This is a genomic window from Roseateles sp. SL47 (assembly GCF_026625885.1).
Taxonomy (GTDB): domain Bacteria; phylum Pseudomonadota; class Gammaproteobacteria; order Burkholderiales; family Burkholderiaceae_C; genus Roseateles.
Map to the genome: position 1 here is coordinate 3,357,081 of NZ_CP113068.1, position 22,157 is coordinate 3,379,237.

Here is a 22,157-nt window from a genome sequence, read left to right on the forward strand (position 1 = left end):
CTGATCAGCGCACCGGGAAACCTGCGGGTGGTTTGATCTCCTCCAGGCAGATCATGGAGCGCACATCCGCCACCCCGTCCAGCTGCATCAGCTTGTCCGTGAGGAAGGTGGAAAGGCCTTTCAGGTTGCTGGCTGCCACCTTCAGCAGGTAGTCGCAGTCCCCCGAGACGGTGTGGCACTCCAGGATTTCGGGGAAGTCGCGGATCAGGGATTCGATCTCCCGCACCCGGGCAAAGGCCTGCGCCGTGATGTTGAGGCTGACATAGGCCACCACCTCCAAGCCCAGGGACTGGGGCGCGACGTCCGCCCGATAGCCCCGCAGCACGCCGCGTTCCTCCAAGGCACGCACGCGGCGAAAGCACTGGGGCGCCGACAGATGCACCTGGCTGGCCAGGTCCACATTGGAAATGCGTCCGTCGCGCTGGAGGATGTCCAGGATCTTTCGGTCGATGGCATCCAGCCCGGTCTTCTCATTCATGAGGGGAGGGAGAGTTCACGTTTTTGAGCGATTTTAGTGAAGTTGACGCAGGAAAGTTTCGCTGACAAGGCACAGCGATCGCCGCCCGCGCAGCCTTCGGGGACAATCCGGGCATGGATCACAGTTTTCTCTCTGCTCTCATTCTTTTGCTGCTGGTGCTCGACCCCCTGGGCAGCTTGCCGATCTTCATCCCCATCATGCGGAACGTGCCCAAGGAACGCCGCATCAAGGTGGCCTTGCGCGAAGTCAGCATCGCCTTTGGGGTGCTGCTGGTGTTCATGTTTCTGGGCGACAGCTTCTTGCGGCTGATGCACCTGTCTGAACGTTCGCTGGAGGTGGCGGGCGGCGTCATCCTGATCATCATCGCCATCCGCATGATCTTCAGCCACGCGGGGGACAGCGCTTATGGCGCGGATACCGGCCGCGAGCCATTGATCTTCCCACTGGCGGTGCCGTTGCTGGCCGGCCCGTCGGCCATGGCCACCGTGCTGCTGCTGGCGTCGCGCCAGCCGGACCGCATTGCCGAGTGGATCGGCGCCTTGTTCACCGCCATGGTGCTGTCGTTCCTGGCGCTCATCCTGGCGGATCGGATCCGCAAGCTGCTGGGAGACTCGGTGGTGTCGGCGCTGGAAAAACTGATGGGGCTGGTGCTGACCGCCATCGCCGTGGAGATGATTCTGGCGGGCCTGAAGCGCTATTTCATCGGCGGGCTCTGACCCGATCCGGCGACTCAGAGAAAGCGCGGCTGCTCCCGGGCCGCCTGCGCGTCCCGAGCGGCCTGCGCCGCCCACTCGTCCTCCTCCGGCACCGCCTCGGCAAGGGCGCGCGCACAAGCCGGGGACTGGGTCCATTCCTGCGCGGTGATCCCATAGACGGTGGCATCGCTTCCATACCATTGTTCGGTGCCCCGGAGCCGCATCCCCAGCCGCTGCATCACTTGCGCGGAATTCAGGTTCTCCGGTACGCAGACCGCAGTGAGATCCGGCGCCGCCAAATAGTCAAACGCAAACCTCGCCATGCGACGGGCCGCTTCGGAGGCGAGCCCTTGCCCCCATCGGTCGCGCCGCAAGCGCCAGCCGATCTCCAGGGGCTGCGTCTGGTCCTTGCCCAGGTGCTGGATGCAGCCGGCGCCCACCAGTTCCCCGGTGCTCCGCTCGAAAAAACTCCACCAGGAATAGCCCCACTGCTTCCAGCGCTGCTTCACGCGGTCGATGCCGGCCTGCGTCTCCTCCAGCGACTCGGGGTGGCCACTCAGGTAACGCATGACCTCCGGATCGCTGTTGAGCGCGTGGAGGCCGGCCAAATGGCTGTCATCAAAGGGCTCCAGGCGTAGCCGAGGCGTGAGCAGTTGAGTCATGCGGTGACTCTACACCGGGCGGTCGGGAGGGGGGGCCGTGTACCGGCACCGTGCCCTGTAGAGCGGCGGCCGCGCCCGTGGCGGGAAGGCCACGCCCCTTCACCTTCGTCGGCATCGGGCCTATCCTCCCTCGGAAAGGGGGCGGCGCGCAGCTTGCTCCTGTGCTGCAATCATGACTCAAACGGCAAGGCGGGCAGCGGCATGGCTCAAGAGTTTGACAAAGGCCCCAAGGCTTGGTGGATCCGGCTGCGTCGTCGCTGGCAGGCAGGCGGGGGCGCCCTTCGGCAAGAAGCCCCGGTCAGCCTCCAGGCCGACGAGACGCAGTTGATGGACTCCCTCAAACGTGAGGCCGCCCGTGCCCAACGCCACGGCCACGACGGCGCCCTGGTGCTGCTGGAACTGGACCCGTGGGTGCGCCTGCAGCATCAATTCGGTGCTGATTGCACACATGCACTGGATGAACGCCTGGCCCAATTGGCCCAGCAGCAATTGCGCGGGGGCGACTGGTTGCTGCCATTGCCGCATGGGGTCTGGGCGGTTTATCTTCCCTGTACCGACCCGCTAGGCGCACTGGACGCGGCCGACCGTCTGCGCCATCGCATTTCCCTGCTGGATTACCGCTGGTCCGGCCAGCCGTTGCCGCTGAGCGCCAGCCTTGGCCTGGCCCATTGGCAGGACTGGAAACGGGAACCGCAGCAGGGGGCGGACCAACTGTTGCAGCAGGCCCGCCAGGCCCTGGCCATGGCACGAGGCGCGGGCTGCAACTGCGTGCGGGCCTATGCAGTCACGCCGTCCGGGCGTAACCGTTACAGCGGCACCCGACCGGCATAACCGGTCATCTCCAGATAGCCCCAGCCCTTGAGCGTGCCGGCGTCATCCAGCACGCGGACCACGCCTTCCCAATACAGAAATCCGGTGCTCCGGCGGGCATCGATTTCCTGGGCATCAAACATCGCTTCGATGCGCCACAGGCCTTGGGGGGTGCGGATGCGCCAGCGCACTGGGTAACGCGCCAGGCTGGTCGGGCTGGTCCAGAAGGCTTCGGCCTCAAAGCTCACCTGGCGCTCCAGGTCCTGCTGACGGCCGGCCGGGTGGCGCCAGGTGCCGCCGGTCCACAGGGTGCTGCCGTCATGTCGCCGCATCTGAAACAGCATCAGTGCCGAGCCGTCCAGCAGATTCAGGCCCAGCCAGTCCCAGCCCACCGACCGGTTCGGGTTCTCATCGCCGCCGCGGCCCAGATAGGCGTGGCTCCATTCGTGGTCCAGCCAGCATTGGGCCTGGACAGGCTGGGCGGGCTTGCCGTCCACCGCCAGTTCGCCTTGGCCGTGCAACTGCGGCTCGCTGACATACCGGCTGGCCTGTTGCGGCTGCGGACCTTTTTGCGACCAGCCCTGTCGGCCCTGCAGCAAGGGCGGGAGCGGCGCGGCCAGCGACAGCGACAGGGCCACGTTGGCCGGCTCGCTGCGGAACGCCAGTTGGTAGCGGCTCAACCCGTCGGCACCGGTGCTGCGGGCGAGCGACCAGTCCCCAAGGCGCAGGCGGGCGTCCGTCTCGTCGGTGAAGGCATTGGCAAAGCCCTGGCGCAGCAGCCGCTGGTCGTGGTGCAGGCGCTGACGGGCAAGATCGGTGACCGCCATGTGCCCCAGCATGATCTGTGACGGCGCAAAGCGGCTGTTCAGCGGGCGTTGCAACGGCCGTTGGATGCGGAAGAAGGTCAGCTGGAAACCGTAGGCGGGGGCCGGTGACAGCTGCTCTGGCTGCTCCGACTGCGCCGGCTGCTCAGGCCGAGGGCCTCCCTGCGGTGCCCCTTGCCCGCGGCTCGAACGCTCCCCTGCAGCGCCGCGCTTGGTCGGGTCCGATGCGTCGGATGGCCGAAGTACCCCCGTCACATACCACCACTCCACACGCGTCTCTGGATGCGATCCATGGTCGCGCGGAAACACTAGCGGTGCGTTCGATAGTGGGGGCGGGTCGGTGGCGTTCATGTCGGGAGCATCCGCCGCATTCGTGGCATTTGCGGCGTGCGCGGCATCGCTCCCTGCGGCGCCTGCGCCCACCAGGCCCAGCACTGAACCCCGGGCCAGAGAACCAACCGTGCCCACGCTTCCCACACGCCCCAGCGCCGCCAGGCCGGCCAGCGCGCGCCCACCCATCCCCAACAGCAGCGGTCGTCGTCCGATCATCACCAGTCCTCCCGCACCGCGCGCAGGGCCTCGCCCTGGCGCGAGCCCAGGGCCCGGGCGCCCGCCACTGCGGCGGTCATGCCGGTCGCCACCAGGCTGGCCAGCAGCAGTTCCGCCACCCGTGACCAAGGCACCTGCCAATCCATGCTCCAGTGGAAGCTCTGAGGATTGAGGCGGAACACCAGCACGGCGCTGATGGCCAAACCGACCAGCAAGCCCATCAACGCGCCGGCCAGGCCTTGGATCAAGGTCTCTCCCAGCACCAGCCGACGCAGCATGGCGCGTGTCAGCCCCAGATGCAGCAGCAACCCGAATTCACGCCGGCGGGCGAGCAACTGGGCCGACAGGCTGGCCGCTACGCCAAACAAGCCCAGCCCCAGCCCCACCGCCTGCAGCCAGTAGGTGATGGCGAAGCTGCGGTCGAACATCGCCAGCGAAAACCGCCGCAGTTCACCCGCGGAGGCCATCTCCACCGACTCCGGGGAGGGGGCCAACTGCCGCACGGCGGACTGCACCGCCTGCAGGTCAGCGTCGGGTGTCAGCCACAGGGCGAGTTCGGTCAAGGTGTCGTCGCCACTGGCCTGGGTCCAGTCGGCCCGTTCCAGCAGCACGGCGGAGGACTGGCGGCTGTAGTCGCGCCACACGCCTTGCACGGCGGCGGCCACATCCTTGCCGGCCACTCGCAGGGTCAGGGGGGCGCCCGGTTGAAGGTTCAAGGCATCGCGCATGGCCTCGTTGATGTAGACCCCCAGCACCCCTTTGGGTGCAGGGACCGTCGCGCCTTGCAGCGGCAGAGTGTGGTCCAGTGGACGAGCCAGCAGCGTGGCGCGGTCCTGCCTGCCATCGGCCAGGCGCAGGCCGATTTCCCGGGTGCGCTGAGCCTCCACGCGGGTCACCCCGGGCAAGGCCGCTGCCTTGACCAGCAGGGCCGGGGCCAGAGGCCTCGCCTGTTCGGCGGTGTCGCGGGCGGTCTGTCGCAGGTAAAGGTCGGCGGGCAGCATCTGCATCAGCCATTGGTCCAGGGACAGCCGGAAGCTGGCGATCATCACCAGCATGGCCACCGCCAGGGCCAAGGCCACAAGCACACCCGCAATCAGGCGGCCGGCTTCACCGGCCTGGTCCCGGGCCCGCTCCACGGCCAGCAAGGGCAGGGCTGAGCGGGCGGCACGACGGCGCATCAGCCCGGTGATCAGTTGCAGCAGCCAGGGCACGCTGCCCAAGGCGCCCAACAGCAGCGCCACCATCGCGCCGTAGGCACCGAGCGGCAGGCCGGCGATGGGGGGCAGAGCGGCCAGCGGCGCTGCAAGCAGCAGCAGGGCAGGGCCCAGCAACCACCAGCGCCGGTCCGGTGCGCCGCTGCCCAGGCCCTTGAGCACCTGCGCCGCAGGCAGGCGCCTGAGGCGGGCCAGCGGCAGGGCGGCCGCACCCAGGCTGACCACGGGGCCCAGCAACAGCAGCCCAAGGATCGAAGCGGTGGACGTTTGCAGCGCCGGGCGCGCGCCGGACAAGCCCATCATGCCGCTGCCCAGGTCGCCGCCCAACTGGCGCAGGCCGAGCTCGGCCAGGGCCAGCGCCAGCAGCAACCCCAATACGGCGCCGGCCAGGCCCAGCAACAGCGCTTCGGCCAGCAGCAGACCCAGCCGTTGGCGGCTGCTCATGCCCAGCACGCCCAGCAACGCCAGTTGCGGCAGGCGTTGGGCCACGGAGAGGCTGTGTACCGCAAACACCATGAAAGCACCCACAAACAACGCCATCAGCGACAGCACGCCCAGGTTCAACCGGTAGGCCTGGGTCAACCGGCGTGCATCGTCGGCCTGCTGGCGGGCCTGATCCTGCGGGGCGATGGCCCGCAGGCCGTCGGGCCACTGGGTGGGGGCGGCATGGCCCGTCGCCATGCGCAGCAGGATGGCGTCCAGCTCTCCGGGGCGCTGCAGCAGCGCCTGGGCCCAGGCGATGTCCATGATGATCAGCGCCTGGTTGCTGTCCGGTACGCTGGCGGCTACGGTCAGTCGGGTCTGGCCACCGGGCAGGTCGATGGAGAGGGTGCTTGGCAGCGGCGACGGCGAAGGAGCGCGGCCGCGTGATGAGTCTGTGGAGCGCGCGGAATCCGTGGAACTCGCAGATCCTGCTGATCCTGCTGATCCTGCTGATCCTGCTGATCCTGCTGATCCTGCTGATCCCGCTGCACCAGTTGAGTCCACTGGATCCGCTGACCTCGATGCATCCGCAGAGCTGGCAGAACCCCTCGCAGTCGTTGAAGGCGCCGGATTCGTCCCTGCCGCCGGTGCTCCCGCAACCAACTGCCGCAGAGCCGCATCACTGATCAACACCGCCGGCGCCGACAACGCATCCGCGATGCCGCCGCCGTCCGCTCGCGGCCACCACTGCGGATGGAAGCTGCCCATCTGCAGCAGATCCAGGCCCAGCAAACGCAGCCGCACCCAGCGCCCATCCGCTGCCTGCACCCGCACACTGCCTTCCAGCCTTGGCGCCAGCGCGGCAATGTCGGTTCGTGCGGCCAGCGTCGCATACACCTCGTCGGTCAGCGCGGCAGCACCGGGGCTGGCCTGCACTTCCAGATCCGCCTGAGCGCTGCTTTGCCGCGCCGCCGCCTCAAACTGGGCCAGCGCCGATCCATTGATCCAATGCACCGCGCCCGCCAGCGCCAGCCCCAGCGCAATCGTCAGCAACGCCGCCAGTTGGCGCCCCCATTGAAGCCGCAGCGCTGGCCAGGACAAGTGCCACCACCAACCCCACGCTTGGCGCAGCGCGCGCATCATCAAGCGTCCACCAGTTGGCCGCCGTCCAGGCGCAGCCGGCGGTCCGCCAGGGCGGCTGCATGGGCGGAATGGGTCACCAGCAAACAAGCCGCGCCCTGTTGCTGCAGTTGCTGGCGCAGCAGCTGCATGACCTGGTCGGCATGGCGAGGGTCCAGATTGCCAGTGGGTTCATCCGCCAGCACCAGCGCCGGCCGATGCACCAGCGCCCGCGCAATCGCCACCCGTTGCAACTGCCCGCCGGAGAGTTGTCGAGGCAGGTGCCGCGCACGGTCGGACAGGCCCACGGCTGCGAGCATCTCGTCCACACGCGTGGGGTCCGGCGCGCCCTGCAGCAGCAGGGGCAAGCCGATGTTGTCTCGCACCGTCAGGTGGGGCAGCACATGAAAGGCCTGGAACACGAACCCCAGCCGTTCCCGCCGCAGGGCGGCCTGGCCTGATTCGTCCAGCGTGAGGATGTCCTGGCCATCCAGCAACACCTGGCCGTCGTCCAGGGGCTCCAGGGCCGCCAGTCCATTGAGCAGGGTGGATTTGCCGCTGCCGGATTCACCCAGCAGCGCCAGCAGCTCGCCACGCCGCAGTTGCAGGTCCAAGCGCTCAAAGAGGGTTTGGCCGCCAAACCGTTTGGTCAGGCCGGTGGCTTGCAGCAGCGGTGGGGCAACGGACATCAGGGCTCATCCTCGCGCTAGGGCTCGGGCAGGTTCTCGATCAGGGCGATGACCTGGGCCTGCGCCTCCGGGTGTTCCGCCGCCACCACGCGGCGCGTCGGCATGCTGCGCAGCCAGGTGATCTGACGTTTGGCCAATTGCCGGGTGGCTGCCGTGCCGCGTTCCTGCAAGGCGGCCAGGTCCGGTTCGGAGCGGCCCAGGGCCGCGGCTTCGTCCAGCAGTTCCCAGGCCTGCCGGTAGCCGACGCAGCGCATCGATGGCAGGTCCAGGGTCAGATCACCCCGGGCCCGCAAGTGGCGCACTTCATCGACCAATCCCGCCTGCAGCATCTGGGCAAACCGCTCACCCAGCCGCTGATGCAGCCAGGCACGCGCAGCATCGCTAGGCTCCAGCGACACCAGCGGCCAGTCCACCCCTTCGCTGCGCTGGCGCTGGTAGAGCGCCGACATCGGCTCCCCGGCCAGCAGGCAGACCTCCAGCGCGCGCTGGATGCGTTGGCTGTCCATCGGGGCCAGGCGGGCTGCGGTCTCCGGGTCGAGTGTGGCGAGCCAGGCATGCAGTGCCGGCCAGCCTTCGCGGCTGGCGCGGGCATCCAGCTCCGAGCGCAGCGCCGGATCCGCCAGGGGCAGGGCCGACAGACCGTCGAACAAGGCCTTGAAATACAGCATGGTGCCGCCCACCAGCAGCGGGCGCGCGCCACGGGCCTGGATGTGCGGGACCAGCGCCATCGTGTCGCGCACGAACTGGGCGGCGGAATAGCTGTCGGTCGGCGGCAGGATGTTGATCAGGTGGTGCGGCACCTCCGCCAGTTCAGCGGCGCTGGGCTTGGCCGTGCCGATGTCCATGCCCTGGTACACCAGCGCGGAATCGACACTGATGATCTCCACCGGTTGCCGACGGGCCAGCGCCAGGGCGGCGGCCGTCTTGCCGCAGCCCGTGGGCCCGGCCAGACACAGGGGCCGCAGGCTCAAAAGCGCTCCCACGGTGCCAGGTAACGCCATTGGCCGGCCGGCAGTTGGCCCAGCGGAATGCGGCCGATGCGCACACGCTTGAGCGCCAGCACCTTCAGGCCCACCATCTCGCACATCCGGCGGATCTGGCGCTTGCGGCCCTCCCGCAGCACAAAGCGCAGCTGGTCCTCATTGGCCCAGCTCACCTTGGCGGGTTTCAGCTCCACGCCGTCCAGCTCCAGGCCGTGATTGAGCAGGGCCAGGCCGCGCGGGTCCAGCTGATGCTGGGCCGGTACGTCGCTCGGGCCCTGTTCCATCGCCACGCGCACCAGGTATTCCTTCTCGACGGTGGAGTCTTCACCGATCAAGTGGCGCGCAATGCGGCCGTCCTGGGTGAGCACCAGCAGGCCGGTGGAGTCGATGTCCAGGCGGCCGGCTGGGGCCAGATTGCGCCCGTGGCCCGGCGCCCAATGGATGCTGGCCGGATCGTCCGACCAATGGGTGTCCGCCTTCACCAGCACCGAGGCGGGTTCATAACCGTCCTCGGCCTGGCCGGAGACATAACCGATGGGCTTGTGCAGCAGGATGGTCACCCGTTGCGACTGCTGTTCACGTGCGGCCGGGTCGATCTCGATCTTCACGTCCGGGCCGACCCGCTGGCCGAGTTCGGCCATCTTGCCGTCCACCGTCACCCAGCCGGCATCGATCCATTCGTCCGCTTCGCGGCGGGAAGCCAGGCCCAGTTCGCTCATGCGCTTGGACAGGCGTTCGCCTTCGGACGGATCAGCCAGACGCTGGGGCGCGGGCTGGCGGGGGCGGGCCTCGTGATCGCCGTCGGCCTCCGCGCCATACCGGTGGCCAGCGGGACGGTCGGCGATGGCGCGCGGGCCATGGGGGCGGTCATCACGCGACGGTTCGCCATAACGGCCGCTGCCGGCTGGGGCCGGGCGTTCGTAGCGGCCATCACGGGCGGGGCCTTGGCCTTCCTGGCGGCTGTAGCGGTCATCGGGACGGCCCGGGCCGCCGTAGCTGGCACGTCCGTCGCCACGCGGGCCACCGCGATAGCCGGTGTCAGGGCCACGGTCCTGGCCTCGGCCCTGGTAGCCCTCCCGGTCGCCACCGGGGCCGCGCCCCTGGTAGCCGCCCTGGTAGCCACCCCCTTGGTAGCCACCCTGATGGCCACCGGAATAGCGGCCCTGATTTCCACTCGGGTTTCCGCCCTGATAGCGGCCTTCATTCCCGCCCTGGTAGCCGGCTTGATTCCCGCGTGGGTAGCCGCCTTGATGGCCACCCTGGTAGCCGCCCTGATCTCTTCCCTGGTCTCTGCCCTGATAGCGTCCCTGCGAACGGTCACCACCATATGGTGGCCGATCGCCACGCGGGCCCTGCCGATCCTGCGATCCGCCCGCAAAGCGGTCCTCGCGCCCATAGCGATCTTCGCGATGGGCACGGCTTTCCTGCGTGTAGCGGCTGCCGTGGTCGTCGCGCTGGTTGTGCAGGCCGCCGAAACCCGGACCCCGAGACGGTGCGCCCTGGCCGGGACCGCGGGGGCCGCGGTCCTGCTCCGGACGCCCACCCCGCGGCCCAGCCTGGCGAGGGTCGCCGCGGCGATCCGCGCCGGGACGTCCGCCACGATCTCCACCCCGTCCGCCGCGGTCATCTCCACGCCCCGGGCCCCGCTGATCAAAGCGCTGGTCGGGTCGTCCGCCTGGCCGGCGCTCGTCCTGCGACTCCTCGGAGCGCCGCTGTTCATAAGCCGCCTGGCGTTCCGCCCGGTCGGCCTGGGCCTGGGCGAGGGTCGGGCGGGGCTTGCCCACACCGCCGCCGCCGCGCACGGGGGCACGGCGGGGGCCGGTGCCGGACGGCTTGTCGCTGGCCGGTTTGTTCTTGTTGAGTTTGATCGTGGCCATGTCGGTACTACGTCAGGAGAAAAGGGGAAAAGGTGTTGCCAGCCCAGGCGCCAAAGCGCACGGGTTCAGCGACCCCGCAAAAACAGTCCGTCCAGATCACGCACGGTGAGCTGGCGCCAGGTGGGGCGACCATGGTTGCACTGATCGGCGCGCTCCGTGCGCTCCATGTCGCGCAAGAGGGCATTCATTTCATCGAGATTGAGCTGGCGGTTCGCCCGCACCGCGCCGTGGCAGGCCATGGTCGCAAGGATCTCATGCTGAGCCCGTTCAATCGCATGGCTGGCATCGAACTGTGCCAACTCTGCCAGCACTCCGCGCGCCAGTTCCACCACATCACCGCCCGCCAGCAGGGCCGGGCGCTCCCGCACCGCCAGCACTTTGGCGGAGAGGGGAGCAATGTCCAGCCCGAGGCGCTGCAAGGTGTCGGCCTGCGCTTCCGCCGTGGCGATTTCCTGTGGGGTGGCGGAGAAGGTGACCGGTATCAGCAAGGGCTGGGCCTCGATGCGGGTCTCGCCAAGGGCCGCCTTGAGCCGTTCATAAACCACCCGCTCATGGGCGGCATGCATGTCCACGATCACCAGACCCTGGGCATTTTCGGCCAGGATGTAGATGCCCTGGATCTGCGCAATGGCCCGGCCAAGCGGCCATTCGCCGGCTTGGGTGGAGGGCAGCGGAGACGCGGGCACACCACTGGCGACGCCAGCGCCCAGGCCACCAGCGGGCGACACGGGCAGGCCGGGCCTGGACGTTGAATACAAGGCTTCGGCTTGTTCCAGTGCCAGTGCGGTCTGGGCGCGCGTGGGGATGGGGGCGCGCCAGGCGTTGCCGACGCCTGCCCCCCACGATTTGCCCGATCCGTGTGCTGCTGAATCCCCCAGGCCGCCCGAAGCCCCGACTGCCCCGGGGGCGGCACCGCTGCCGCCGTCGGCGAGATCATGGGTGCCGTCATGGGCCCCGCCCTCGGTCGCCGGCGCCATGGGCCGCTCCCAGGCGGCCGTACCGCTCCAGGTGGTGGGCACCGTCGGCCCACGAGCGGGGGCGTTGTCGCCCAGTGACGCGTCCGCTGCCGCATCGGTGGTCCGGCTCAGCGCCAGCGCGGCCACCACGGCGCGCCGCACCTGCTGGTGGATTTCCCGGCCATCCCGGAACCGGACTTCGATCTTGGTCGGGTGCACATTCACATCCACCAGCTCCGGGCTGATGTCGATGAACAGCACATAGCTGGGTTGACGCTGGCCATGCAGCACATCGTCAAAAGCGGAACGGATGGCGTGCGCAATCAGCTTGTCCCGCACATAGCGGCCGTTCACATACACATATTGCATGTCCGCCCGGCTGCGGGCGGCCTCGGGCAGGCCGACGCGGCCATGGATGCGCAGGGGCCCGACTTCCGCCCCCACATCGCGGCTCTGGCTGACGAAATCGTCATTGAGCACTTCCGAGACCCGCTGGGCCAGCGACGACGCGCGCCACTGGTCCACCAGCTTGCCCTCATGCCAGACGGTGAACCCCACGTCCGGCCGGGCCAGCGCATGGCGGCGCAGGGCTTCCAGGCAGTGGCCCAGCTCGGTGCCTTCGGATTTCAGGAACTTGCGTCGCGCCGGGGTGTTGAAAAACAGCTCCCGCACCTCGACGCTGGTCCCCCGCGCCCGAGCCGCCGGGCTGAGTTCGCCGCTGCGGGCATCCAGCCGCCAGGCATGCGGCGCGCCATCAAACCGGGACACCAGCGACAGCTCGGCCACCGACGACACGGCCGCCAGCGCCTCCCCACGGAAGCCCATGGTGGCGACCGACTCCAGCTCTTCCAGATTGCGGATCTTGCTGGTGGCATGACGCTTGATGGCCAGCGGCAGCTCCATGTCAGGGATGCCGCAGCCGTCGTCCTCCACCACCAGGCTGCGGATGCCGCCGGCCAGCAGCTTGAGCTGAATCTGGCTGGCACCCGCGTCCAGCGCGTTGTCCACCAGCTCGCGCACGACCGACGCCGGACGCTCCACCACCTCGCCAGCGGCAATCTGGCTGATGAGTTCATCCGGGAGTTCGCAAATCGAGCGTCGCGAGGGGGCAGCAGGTGCGCCGCCGGGCGGCACGGTCGCCGGTGGGGCGAGAGAGGCATCCATAGGGGGGGCATTGTAGAAGAGGGACCCGAACCCGGGGGCAGGCCCAACCGCCACATGGGGGAAGCCCGGCACCGCCATAATGCGCCGCCATGGATGTCCTGCATTTCCTCATCGATTTCGTCCTCCACGTGGACGCGCATCTGGCCGAATTTGTCACCCAGTACGGGGCATGGGTCTATGCGCTGTTGTTCCTGATCGTCTTTGTGGAGACCGGTGTGGTGGTGATGCCCTTTCTGCCGGGGGATTCACTGCTGTTTGTGGTGGGTGCCCTGTGCGGGGCGGGTGTGATGAACCTGCCGCTGGCCATGGGGGTGCTGCTGGTGGCCGCCATCCTGGGGGACCAGTGCAACTACACCATCGGGCGGACCCTGGGGCCCAAGGTCTTCCAGTGGGAGCAGTCCCGCTTCTTCAACAAGCGGGCCTTTGATGCGGCCCATGAGTTCTACGAACGCCATGGCGGCATCACCATCGTGCTGGCCCGCTTCATGCCGTTCATCCGCACCTTTGCCCCCTTTGTGGCCGGCGTGGCGGCCATGAGCCGGGCCCGGTTCACGGCCTACAACGTCGGCGGCGCCGTGCTGTGGGTGGTGGGGCTGACGCTGGCGGGATTTCTCTTCGGCAACATCCCGTTTGTGCAGACGCATCTGAGCAAGATCATCTGGGCCATGATCCTGGTGCCGGGTCTGATCGCGCTGTATGGGGGCTGGAAGGCCTCGCGCAAGCCGGCGCAGGCGTGATGGCGGCGGATCGGCCGGACCTGGCCTGACCGGGACTGACCGCCACTGCCTGCGGGACTACCGGACAGCCGGACAGCCGGACAGCCAGACTGCGGCCAACCGCGCCTGACCGCCCCTCCTTGCGAAGATCTGCACTGCAGCAGTCTTCGGGAAATCCCCAGGCCCAGGCGTGCGAGAACCCGGGGGGTGAGCTTCGGCACGGCCGGTCCGGCCCGCTATTCTGCGGCGCTGGTTTCAACCGTCCTTCACCTGGACCCGAGCCCCCATGCAACTGAGTTCCTTGAGCCAGGCGGTCGCCCTGGCGCTGAGCCTTGCCGCCGGCATCGCTGTCACGCCCACCCTGGCGCAGTCTGCGGTGTCGTCATCGGCCCGCGCATCCGCTTCCAACGCTGGTGCCGCCAGCCTGCTGCTGCGTCAGCCCGCCGTGTCGGCCCGGCAACTCGCGTTTGTCTACGGCGGCGCGCTGTGGGTGGCCAGCCGGGACGGCAGCCAGCCTCGCCAGTTGGCGGCCCGGGTGTCGTCGGAGTTCGCTCCGCATTTCTCGCCAGACGGGCAGTGGATCGCCTACTCCGCCACCTATGACGGCAACACCGATGTGTATGTGGTGGCTGCGGCTGGCGGCCAGCCGCGCCGCTTGACCTGGCATGGCAGCACCGACCAGGTGACCGGTTGGAGCGCGGACGGCAAGCGGGTGCTGTTTGCCTCACCCCGCCAGGTGCTCAACAACCGCAGCAACCAGTTGTATGAAGTCCCGCTGGAGGGCGGTTTCGAGCAGCAGGTGATGAAGGCCGTGGCGTATGAGGGCAGCTGGAGCCCGGATGGCCGGCTGCTCGCCTATCGCCCCTATCGCCAGGCCAACAACGGCACCAGCGGGTGGCGCCAAAGCCGCGGGGGCACCACGCCGCCGATCTGGATCCTCGACCCCAAGGGCAAGACCTGGGAAGAGATTCCCCACGTCAATGCCACCGATTCCAACCCGGTCTGGATGGGCGACGAGATCGTTTTTATCTCGGACCGCAATGACGGTGCGGCCAACCTCTTCGCGTATCACACCAAGACCAAGGCGCTGCGCCAGCTCACCCACGAAACCGTGTGGGATGTGAAAACGGCCGATGGCCGTGATGGGCGCATCGTCTATGAAGTGGGCGGTCGTCTCAAGGAGATCAGCCTTTCGGGCGGCGAACCGGTGACGCTCGACATCCGCCTGAGCGAACCCAGTGCCCAGGCGCGGGTGCAGTGGAAGGATGCGGCCCGCACCATCACCAGCGTGGCCCTGTCGGCCACCGGCAAGCGGGTGCTGGTGAGTGCGCGCGGCGAGGTCTTCACCGTGCCGGTGAAGGACGGGGTGGTGCGTAACCTCACCCAGACCTCGGGCGTGCGTGAGAAGGACGCTTTGTGGAGCCCGGACGGCCAGCAGGTGGCCTACATCTCGGACGAACCCGGTATGCGCCATCAGGTCGTGCTGCGAGATCAACTGGGGGACCAGGCCAACGGCAAGGCCCCGCGCAAGATCCTGCTGCCAGAGACCGGGTACTACCGCCTGCTGGATTGGTCGCCGGACGGGGCCCGTCTGGTGGTGCAGGACAACCACCTCAATCTCTATCAATTGCCGCTGTCCGGCGCGCAGTCCGGCCAGCTCCAGAAGATCGACACCAGCCTGCGTCGTCAGAGCTTCGATGTGGGCTTCTCACCGGATGGCCGCTGGCTGGCCTACACCGTGACCGGGCGCAATCATTTCAGCCAGATCCGCATCCACGACTTCCAGACCGGCCAGCAGCACACGCTGACCGATGGGTTGAGCCATGCGGAACTGCCGGTGTTCTCCAGCAAGGGCGATGTGCTGTATTTCGCCGCCTCGGTGAACTCGGGTCCGGCCCAGGTGGGCCTGGACATGTCCACGCAGGAACGTTCACTGCGCATGGGGCTGTTTGCGGCCGTGCTGCGCGCCGATGGCAAATCGCCGCTGCTGCCCAAGGCGGGGGATGAAGAGGCCAAGGGGCGCGTGGGGGAGGGCGACGACCAGGACAAGGACAAGTCCGTCGACCCCAAGGCCGACCCCAAGGCCGACGACAAGAAGGCTGCGGACAAGAAGGACGCTGACAAGAAGGACAGCAAGGCCAAGCCCGTCCGCATCGACTTTGCCGGCCTGCAGGACCGCATCATCGGCCTGCCGGTGGCGCAGGCCCGTTACGACCATCTGGGCGTTGCGGCGGATGGCGCGCTGTTCTTCATCGAGCGTGACCAGCCGGGCACCAGCATCGAGCCCCCCGGCGCCGAGGGCAAGGAGCGGGGCGAGCTGTTCCGGTTTGACTTCGAAGAAAAGAAGGTCAAGGCCGTCAAGCACGGGCTGCGGGACTACTCGCTGAGCGCCGATGGCAAGAAGATCCTGTTCGACCTGGGTGGGGGCCGCCTGGAGGTGGCGGACGCCCGCGACAAGATCGATGCCAAACCGGTGGACGTGTCCGGCCTGCGTGTGCGCATCGACCCGCGTGCGGAATGGCGCCAGATCTTCGACGAGACCTGGTGGATGGAGAAGGAATTCTTCTACGACCCGAAGCTGCATGGCCTGGACTGGAAGGGCGTTTATCAGCGTTATCTGCCGCTGCTGGCCCATGTGCAGCGCCGTGAAGACCTGAACGACCTGATGGTGGACATGATCGGTGAGCTGCAGGTGGCCCACAACCGGGTGGGCGGCGGTGATGTGCTGACCGAACCCAAGGTGGCCGTCGGCCTGCTGGGGGCGGACTTCAGCTTTGAAGGCGGCCACTACCGCATCAGCAGGATCTTCCAGGGCGACCGCTGGAATCCGTTCCTGAAGGCGCCGCTGGCGGCCCCGGGCCTGAATGTGAAGGAAGGCGACTACCTGCTGGCGGTGAATGGCCGCCCGGTGGATGGTGAGCACAACCTCTTCCAGCAACTCGAAAACACCGTGGGCAAGCCGGTGCAACTGACCATTGCCAGCGATGCCAAGGGCCAGGGCGCACGGCAGGTGCAGGTGGAGCCGATTGCCAGCGAAGTGGCCTTGCGCCAGTGGGCCTGGGTGGATCACAACCGCCGCGAGGTGGACCGTCTCAGCGGCGGCAAGCTGGCCTATGTGTACATGCCGGACACGGCGACCCAGGGCTTTCAGCACTTCAACCGCATGTTCTTCGCTCAGGTGGACAAGCAGGGGCTGGTGATGGATGACCGCCGCAACGGAGGCGGCCAGGCGGCCAACTACGTGACGGAAGTGCTGGGCCGTGCCTATCTGGGCAGCTGGAAGGACCGGGACGGCCTGGTCTATGACACCCCGGGGGGTGCCATTTACGGGCCCAAGGCCATGCTGATCGACCAGGACGCCGGCTCCGGTGGGGATTTCATGCCCTATGCCTTCCGCCGCACGGGGCTGGGTCCGCTGATTGGCAAGCGCACCTGGGGCGGTCTGATCGGCATTGCAGCCAATCCGCCGCTGATCGATGGCGGCAATCTGGTGGTGCCGTTCTTCCGCTTCTTCACGCCGGAAGGGGAGTGGCGCATCGAAAACGAAGGTGTTGCACCGGACATCGATGTGAACCTCGACCCGGTGGCGGTGAATGAGGGTCGCGATGTGCAGCTGGAAGCCGCCGTGGCCAATGTGATGGAGCGGCTCAAGAGCTGGAAGCCGATTCAGCGCACCGAGCCGCCCGCCATGCCGACGAAGCTGGGCGGCTGATTCGATGGATGCCGGGCCGCCGCCCCGTGGGGCGGCGCCTCTGGACGGGTCCTTCGGGGCCCGTCTGCGTTTCAGGCTCTTGGGGATGTCACCGGAATGCCTGGGGGTTCTTGTGAACTTTGCCGCGCCTGGGGACTGTCAAATTTCCCGACAACTGACGATGGAAGTTCGTGATCAACTTCACAAACGAGCGCAAGGGACTGTCGAAGCTTTTTACAGTGACACGGCATCCCTACGGTTAGGGATAAACAAATCAACAACTTAGTGCGGTGGCACACATTTCGCTACTTGGAAAGGGTTTTGATACCTTTGAAAAGACTCTCCCCATGCTGAATCGTTTGATTGCCCGCCTTGCGCTGGTCACCGCCGGGCTGATGGCTGCCGCACTGCCCGCTGCCGCTGCGACTGTGACGTTTGAGGATCTGGGCACCCGGGTTTCGTACGTGAACCCTGTTGCCGATCGCTATGCCAGCCAAGGTCTGGTGTTCAGCTCCAACACCACCTACTGGACCTACGACCACCTGGATACCGGGAGTGGCGCCGGCAACTATTCGCTGGGGTCCTACAACTGGGACAACATCACCGGCTACTTCACCACGGCGGTGAACAGCCTGTCCCTGTGGGTGGGCGACGAAGGCGGCGACATGGACTTCGCGACGCTGAATGTGTATGACAGCGCCAACCGTCTGTTGACGTCGGTGTCTGGCAGCGGCGCAAGCTGGTTCCAACTGAGCGTGAACACGTCTTCCAACATTGCCCGCTTTGAGATCGTGGAGCGCAACCGCGTCGCGATCGACAACCTGACTTTCTCCGCCAACAACGTGCCTGAACCGGGCACCCTGGCGCTGGCCGGCCTGGCCATGGTGGGCGTGGCGCTGGTGCGTCGCCGCCGCACGCAAGCTTGAGATCTGACCACCGACCCGGTGGTTGCAAAAAAGCCGGTGCATGCACCGGCTTTTTCATTTGCGGTCTATCGCGACAGATGCCTGTCTCGTGAGGAGCATGAGACCTGACGCTGAAAGGCGCCATGCTGCGCCCTCAGAGCGACCGATGCCTCGCCGCCAGCGGCGGATTCTTCGCAAAGTACCGGGCGATGCCGGTCGCCAGGGCCTTCACCAGATCGTCCTGATAGTCCGGATTCCGCAGCTTCGACTCTTCTTCCGGGTTGGAGATAAACGCCGTCTCCACCAGGATGGACGGCACATCCGGCGCCTTCAGCACCGCAAATCCGGCCTGTTCCACGCTGCCCTTGTGCAGCTTGCCCACTTTGCCAATCTGCCCCAGCACTTCGCCGCCAAGCTTCAGGCTGTCCTTGATCTGAGCCGTGGTGCTCATGTCCAGCATCGTTTGCAGCACCACCGCGTCTTTCACACCCTTGGTGTTGACGCCGCCCACGATGTCCGCCGCGTTTTCCTTGTTGGCCATCCAACGCGCCGCCGTGGAACTGGCCCCGCTGGTCGACAACGCAAATACCGACGCCCCGCGCGCCTGGGGCGTGATGAAGGCATCCGCATGGATGGACACAAACAAATCGGCCTGCACCCGCCGTGCCTTGCGCACCCGCTCACCGAGCGGCACAAAGAAGTCGGCGTCCCGCGTCATCATCACGCGGATCTTCGGATTGCTGTTGAGCCGGTCACGCAGTTTCAGGCCAATGGCCAGCACCACATCCTTTTCCTTCAAGCCGCTGGGTCCGATGGCGCCCGGGTCTTCCCCGCCGTGGCCCGGGTCGATCGCAATCACGATCAGCCGGTCCAGCTTGGCCTGACTCATCTCCGGCGCCACTTCCTTCAGCGGCGGGGCCGCAGGGGGCGCGGGCGTCGGCACGGTGCCGGCCGGTCGTGAGGCCGGCCGGGCGGGGGCAGGGGCCCTGGCGAACGCCCGTTCCGCTTCAGAGGCCGAGGGCTGCGGGCGGCCGATCTTGTCGATCAACTCCCCCAGCGCATCCTGCACCGACTGGGCCGCCGCCTGTTCCGCCGCTTCCTTCTCGCGGACCAGATCCAGCAGCGGGTCCCGCTCCTGCACCGGGTAGAGGTCCAGGACCAGACGGTTTTTGTAGGCGGCCACCGGCTCGATGGTGAAGACCTGCGGCGCAATCGGCTGCTTCAGGTCAAACACGATGCGCACCACGCGCGGCTGGTTCTGCCCCACTCGCACCGCAGCGATGAACGGATCATCCGGCCGCACCTTGCCCAGCAGCTCGCGCAGGTCCGGGCTCAGTTCCAGGCCGTCGATATCAATCACCAGCCGGTCCGGATGGGCGGCCAGAAAACTCTTGGCGGCCAGTGCCCGATCCGATTCCAGCGTCACCCGGGTGTAGTCATCCGCGGGCCAGACGCGCACCGCGAGGATGGACGCCGCACTGCCGCCACCCGAGCCTGCAGCCGCTCGGGCCGAGGGCAGCGCCGCCGGCCAGACCGGCACACTGAGCACAAGGGCACCCATCTGGCGAAGGGCGCGGCGACGCGGGGCTGAGGTCCGGAGGTCTCCAGTCATGCTTGATCGAGTTGTCGGGTCAGTTCGGCCAGCAGGTCCACGCCGCGGGGCGTGTGGGCGTGGGCGAGGACCTGGCGGCTGTCGTCATCCGCCACGTCCAGGGTGAGGTGAAGGTCGGGGGGCGGCAGCATGCCGGCCGCTTTCTGCGGCCATTCGCTGAGCTTCAGCCCCGGGGCTGCAAAGACGTCGCGGAACCCGGCGTCTTCCCATTCGCGCGGGTCATTGAACCGGTAGAAGTCGAAATGATGCGCGGGCAGACCCTGGAGGCCGGGCGGTCGATAGTCCTCCACCACCGCATAGCTGGGGCTCTTGATGCGGCCCTCCACCCCCAGCGCCCGCAGCAGATGCCGCACCAGGCTGGTCTTGCCGGCGCCCAGGCCGCCTTCGAGTTCGATGCTGACGTCCGTCAGTTGCGGACACCGGGCCAACGCCTGCGCAAATGCCTCGCAGGCGGCCTCATCAGGCCAACGGTATTGGCGGGTTTCTAAAATGCTCAAAACCTATGGAATCCTTGCTGAACGTTCCCGACCGAACGCCCCATCCGCTTGATGCGTTGACGGGTGACATCCGCGCCTGGGCGCTTGAGCTCGGATTCTCACAGATTGGTGTGGCTCACGTCGATCTCACCGACGCCGAGGCCGGACTGCAGGCATGGTTGGATGCCGGCTTCCATGGCGACATGCATTACATGGCCGCCCACGGCATGAAGCGGGCCCGGCCCGCCGAGCTGGTGCCTGGCACGCTGTGTGTGCTGACCGCCCGCATGGACTATCTGCCGGCCAGCCTGCAGCCCGACTGGCAGCAGCGTGAATACCACGCCCTGGCCGACCCCGCGCGGGCGCAGGTCTCGCTCTACGCCCGGGGCCGGGACTATCACAAGGTGCTGCGCCAGCGTCTGCAGCAACTTGCGGACCGCATCCAGGCCGCCGTGGGGCCGCTGGGCCACCGTGTCTTCACCGATTCGGCGCCGGTGCTGGAGGTGGAACTGGCCAGCCGATCCGGCATCGGCTGGCGCGGCAAACACACGCTGACCCTGCACCGGGACGTCGGCTCCATGTTTTTCCTGGGGGAGATCTACCTGGATCTGGCCCTGCCGCCCAGCGAGCCGGTCACGGCCCACTGTGGCCAGTGCCGGGCCTGCCTGGACGCATGCCCCACCGGCGCCATCGTCGCGCCCTACCGTCTGGATGCCCGGCGCTGCATCAGCTACCTGACCATCGAGCAGGACGGCCCCATTCCGGAAGCCTTGCGGCCCGCCATGGGCAACCGCATCTACGGCTGCGACGACTGCCAGCTGGCCTGTCCCTGGAACAAGTTTGCCCGGCGCCAGGCGCTGCCGGACTTCGACTGGCGCGAGCCCCTGGGCCATGCCACGCTCTTGCAGTTGTGGGCCTGGGACGAAGCCACCTTCCTCAAACGCACCGAGGGTTCCGCCATCCGCCGCATCGGCCATGCCCGCTGGCGCCGCAATCTGGCGGTGGCCATGGGCAATGCGCTGCGCCAACCGCTGGATGCCGCACTGCGTGCGTCGCTCCGGCAAGCCTTGTGCGAGGTACAACCGGCAGCTTCACCGTTGCTTGCGCAACACATTGAATGGGCGCTTGGTCAAGATTGCGACCATACGTAATTCCGCTAGCGTTTCATGGCAGCGGCACTCCTTAAGCTCCGGTATCGCATTTCTTCCCCCGACGAGGAGACCATGAACCGTCGCAAGTTGTTCCAACACGGGCTGCTCCTGGGCGGCCTGAGCCTGTGCAGTACGCTGGCCCTGGCCCAGACCTATCCCACCAAGCCGGTCAAGCTGGTGGTTCCGTTCGCCCCTGGTGGCACCACCGACATCATCGCCCGCGTGGTGGCGCAACACATCAATGGTCCGCTGGGGCAGACCATGATCGTGGAGAACAAGGCGGGTGGTGGCGGCATCATCGGTGCCAACGAAACCGCCAAGGCTGCGGCAGATGGTTATTCGCTGGGCGTGGCCACGGTGTCCACCACCGCCGCCAACCCGGCCATCAACCCGAAGGTGCCCTACAACCCGCTGGTGGACTTCACACCCGTCATCAACATTGCGGCCACGCCCAATGTGATCGCGGTGCATCCGTCCTTCCCGGCCAAGGACTACAAGGGCTTCCTGGCCGAGCTCAAGAAGAACCCCGGCAAGTACAGCTATTCCAGCTCCGGGACCGGCGGCATCGGCCATCTGCAGATGGAGCTCTACAAGAGCCTGGCCGGTGTGTTTGTGACCCACATCCCGTATCGCGGTGCCGGCCCGGCCTTGAACGACACGGTGGCCGGCCAGGTGCCGATGATCTTTGACAACCTGCCGTCGGCGCTGCCCTTCATCAAGGATGGCCGCCTGATCGCGATTGCCGTGGCCGCCCCGCAGCGCCTGGCGGTGCTGCCGAATGTGCCCACCTTCAAGGAAGTGGGGCTGGAGCCGGTGAACCGCATGGCGTTCTATGGAATCTATGGCCCGAAGAACCTGCCCAAGGAGGTGGTGGCCAAGATCAATGAGGCGGTCCGCAAGACGGTGGAGAACCCTGAAGTGAAGAAGCGGATCGAAGAGACCGGCTCCATCATCGCGGTCAACACCCCGGAGCAGTTCTCGGCGCAGATCAAGGCGGAATACGACGTCTACAAGAAGGTCGTGGAGACACAGAAGCTGAAGCTGGATTGATGACCCTGGCGCTTCGGAAATAAAAAGGGCGCCGCTCCCAGATGGGGCGGCGCCCTTTGACTTGATGCCGGCACGATTGCGGCCGGATTACGGCACGATTACGGCCCGATTGC

At 67.3% G+C, this 22,157-nt stretch carries 17 protein-coding genes; 7 read left to right on the plus strand and 10 right to left on the minus strand.

Annotation, left to right across the window (positions count from 1 at the left end; all coding sequences use genetic code 11):
• Nucleotides 1-4 precede the first annotated feature (4 nt).
• Nucleotides 5-478 carry an Lrp/AsnC family transcriptional regulator gene (locus OU995_RS14825; RefSeq protein ID WP_267830804.1) on the minus strand — a complete coding sequence of 158 codons (474 nt, stop codon included), beginning with the start codon at nt 476-478 and terminating at the stop codon, nt 5-7.
• 113 nt (nt 479-591) lie between these two features.
• Between OU995_RS14825 and OU995_RS14830 the strand changes: the two genes are divergently transcribed.
• Entirely contained in the window at nt 592-1,194 is a 603-nt protein-coding gene (locus OU995_RS14830) for a MarC family protein (protein WP_267830805.1), read from the plus strand.
• A 14-nt stretch (nt 1,195-1,208) separates the two neighbouring features.
• Here OU995_RS14830 and OU995_RS14835 read toward each other — a convergent pair whose 3' ends face one another.
• Nucleotides 1,209-1,835, minus strand: coding sequence for a GNAT family N-acetyltransferase (locus OU995_RS14835; RefSeq protein ID WP_324288547.1), 627 nt, complete (start codon nt 1,833-1,835; stop codon nt 1,209-1,211).
• A gap of 201 nt (nt 1,836-2,036) precedes the next feature.
• On the opposite strand from OU995_RS14835, the gene OU995_RS14840 reads away from it, so the two are divergent.
• A complete protein-coding gene (locus OU995_RS14840; RefSeq protein ID WP_267830806.1) occupies nt 2,037-2,666 on the plus strand; it encodes a GGDEF domain-containing protein in 630 nt (209 codons plus the stop codon).
• Here OU995_RS14840 and OU995_RS14845 read toward each other — a convergent pair.
• The 6 genes from OU995_RS14845 to mutL form a co-directional block, all read right to left on the minus strand.
• Complete coding sequence (locus OU995_RS14845) at nt 2,642-4,018, minus strand: lipocalin-like domain-containing protein (protein ID WP_267830807.1); 1,377 nt, start codon at nt 4,016-4,018, stop codon at nt 2,642-2,644. The genes OU995_RS14840 and OU995_RS14845 overlap by 25 nt on opposite strands.
• The gene (locus tag OU995_RS14850; RefSeq protein WP_267830808.1) at nt 4,018-6,756 is read right to left on the minus strand and encodes an FtsX-like permease family protein; all 2,739 of its coding nucleotides are present in this window, start codon (nt 6,754-6,756) and stop codon (nt 4,018-4,020) included. The genes OU995_RS14845 and OU995_RS14850 overlap by 1 nt, the downstream gene beginning before the upstream one ends.
• Nucleotides 6,757-6,797: 41 nt before the next feature.
• Complete coding sequence (locus tag OU995_RS14855; protein WP_267830809.1) at nt 6,798-7,463, minus strand: ABC transporter ATP-binding protein; 666 nt, start codon at nt 7,461-7,463, stop codon at nt 6,798-6,800.
• Nucleotides 7,464-7,480: 17 nt separating this feature from the next.
• Complete coding sequence (gene miaA / locus OU995_RS14860; protein WP_420714730.1) at nt 7,481-8,464, minus strand: tRNA (adenosine(37)-N6)-dimethylallyltransferase MiaA; 984 nt, start codon at nt 8,462-8,464, stop codon at nt 7,481-7,483.
• On the minus strand, nt 8,431-10,323 hold the full coding sequence (locus tag OU995_RS14865) for a pseudouridine synthase (protein ID WP_267830811.1): 1,893 nt from the start codon (nt 10,321-10,323) through the stop codon (nt 8,431-8,433). The genes miaA and OU995_RS14865 overlap by 34 nt, the downstream gene beginning before the upstream one ends.
• A 65-nt stretch (nt 10,324-10,388) precedes the next feature.
• Nucleotides 10,389-12,443, minus strand: coding sequence for a DNA mismatch repair endonuclease MutL (mutL, locus tag OU995_RS14870; protein WP_267830812.1), 2,055 nt, complete (start codon nt 12,441-12,443; stop codon nt 10,389-10,391).
• An 89-nt stretch (nt 12,444-12,532) separates the two neighbouring features.
• Between mutL and OU995_RS14875 the strand changes: the two genes are divergently transcribed.
• The 3 genes from OU995_RS14875 (at nt 12,533) to OU995_RS14885 (ending at nt 17,776) form a co-directional block, all read left to right on the plus strand.
• Nucleotides 12,533-13,180, plus strand: a complete 648-nt coding sequence (locus OU995_RS14875) for a DedA family protein (RefSeq protein ID WP_267830813.1) — start codon at nt 12,533-12,535, stop codon at nt 13,178-13,180.
• A 265-nt stretch (nt 13,181-13,445) separates the two neighbouring features.
• Entirely contained in the window at nt 13,446-16,871 is a 3,426-nt protein-coding gene (locus tag OU995_RS14880; RefSeq protein WP_267830814.1) for a S41 family peptidase, read from the plus strand.
• 326 nt (nt 16,872-17,197) lie between these two features.
• The gene (locus tag OU995_RS14885) at nt 17,198-17,776 is read left to right on the plus strand and encodes a PEP-CTERM sorting domain-containing protein (RefSeq protein ID WP_267830815.1); all 579 of its coding nucleotides are present in this window, start codon (nt 17,198-17,200) and stop codon (nt 17,774-17,776) included.
• A 133-nt stretch (nt 17,777-17,909) separates the two neighbouring features.
• On the opposite strand, the gene OU995_RS14890 is transcribed toward OU995_RS14885, so the two are convergent.
• Both OU995_RS14890 and tsaE read right to left on the minus strand, forming a co-directional pair.
• The gene (locus OU995_RS14890) at nt 17,910-19,367 is read right to left on the minus strand and encodes an N-acetylmuramoyl-L-alanine amidase (protein WP_267830816.1); all 1,458 of its coding nucleotides are present in this window, start codon (nt 19,365-19,367) and stop codon (nt 17,910-17,912) included.
• Complete coding sequence (tsaE, locus tag OU995_RS14895) at nt 19,364-19,864, minus strand: tRNA (adenosine(37)-N6)-threonylcarbamoyltransferase complex ATPase subunit type 1 TsaE (RefSeq protein ID WP_267830817.1); 501 nt, start codon at nt 19,862-19,864, stop codon at nt 19,364-19,366. Before tsaE ends, OU995_RS14890 begins: the two co-directional genes overlap by 4 nt.
• 5 nt (nt 19,865-19,869) lie before the next feature.
• On the opposite strand from tsaE, the gene queG reads away from it, so the two are divergent.
• A complete protein-coding gene (gene queG / locus OU995_RS14900; protein ID WP_267830818.1) occupies nt 19,870-20,994 on the plus strand; it encodes a tRNA epoxyqueuosine(34) reductase QueG in 1,125 nt (374 codons plus the stop codon).
• A gap of 72 nt (nt 20,995-21,066) precedes the next feature.
• Nucleotides 21,067-22,044, plus strand: coding sequence for a tripartite tricarboxylate transporter substrate binding protein BugE (locus OU995_RS14905; RefSeq protein ID WP_267830819.1), 978 nt, complete (start codon nt 21,067-21,069; stop codon nt 22,042-22,044).
• The last annotated feature ends 113 nt before the right edge of the window (nt 22,045-22,157 follow it).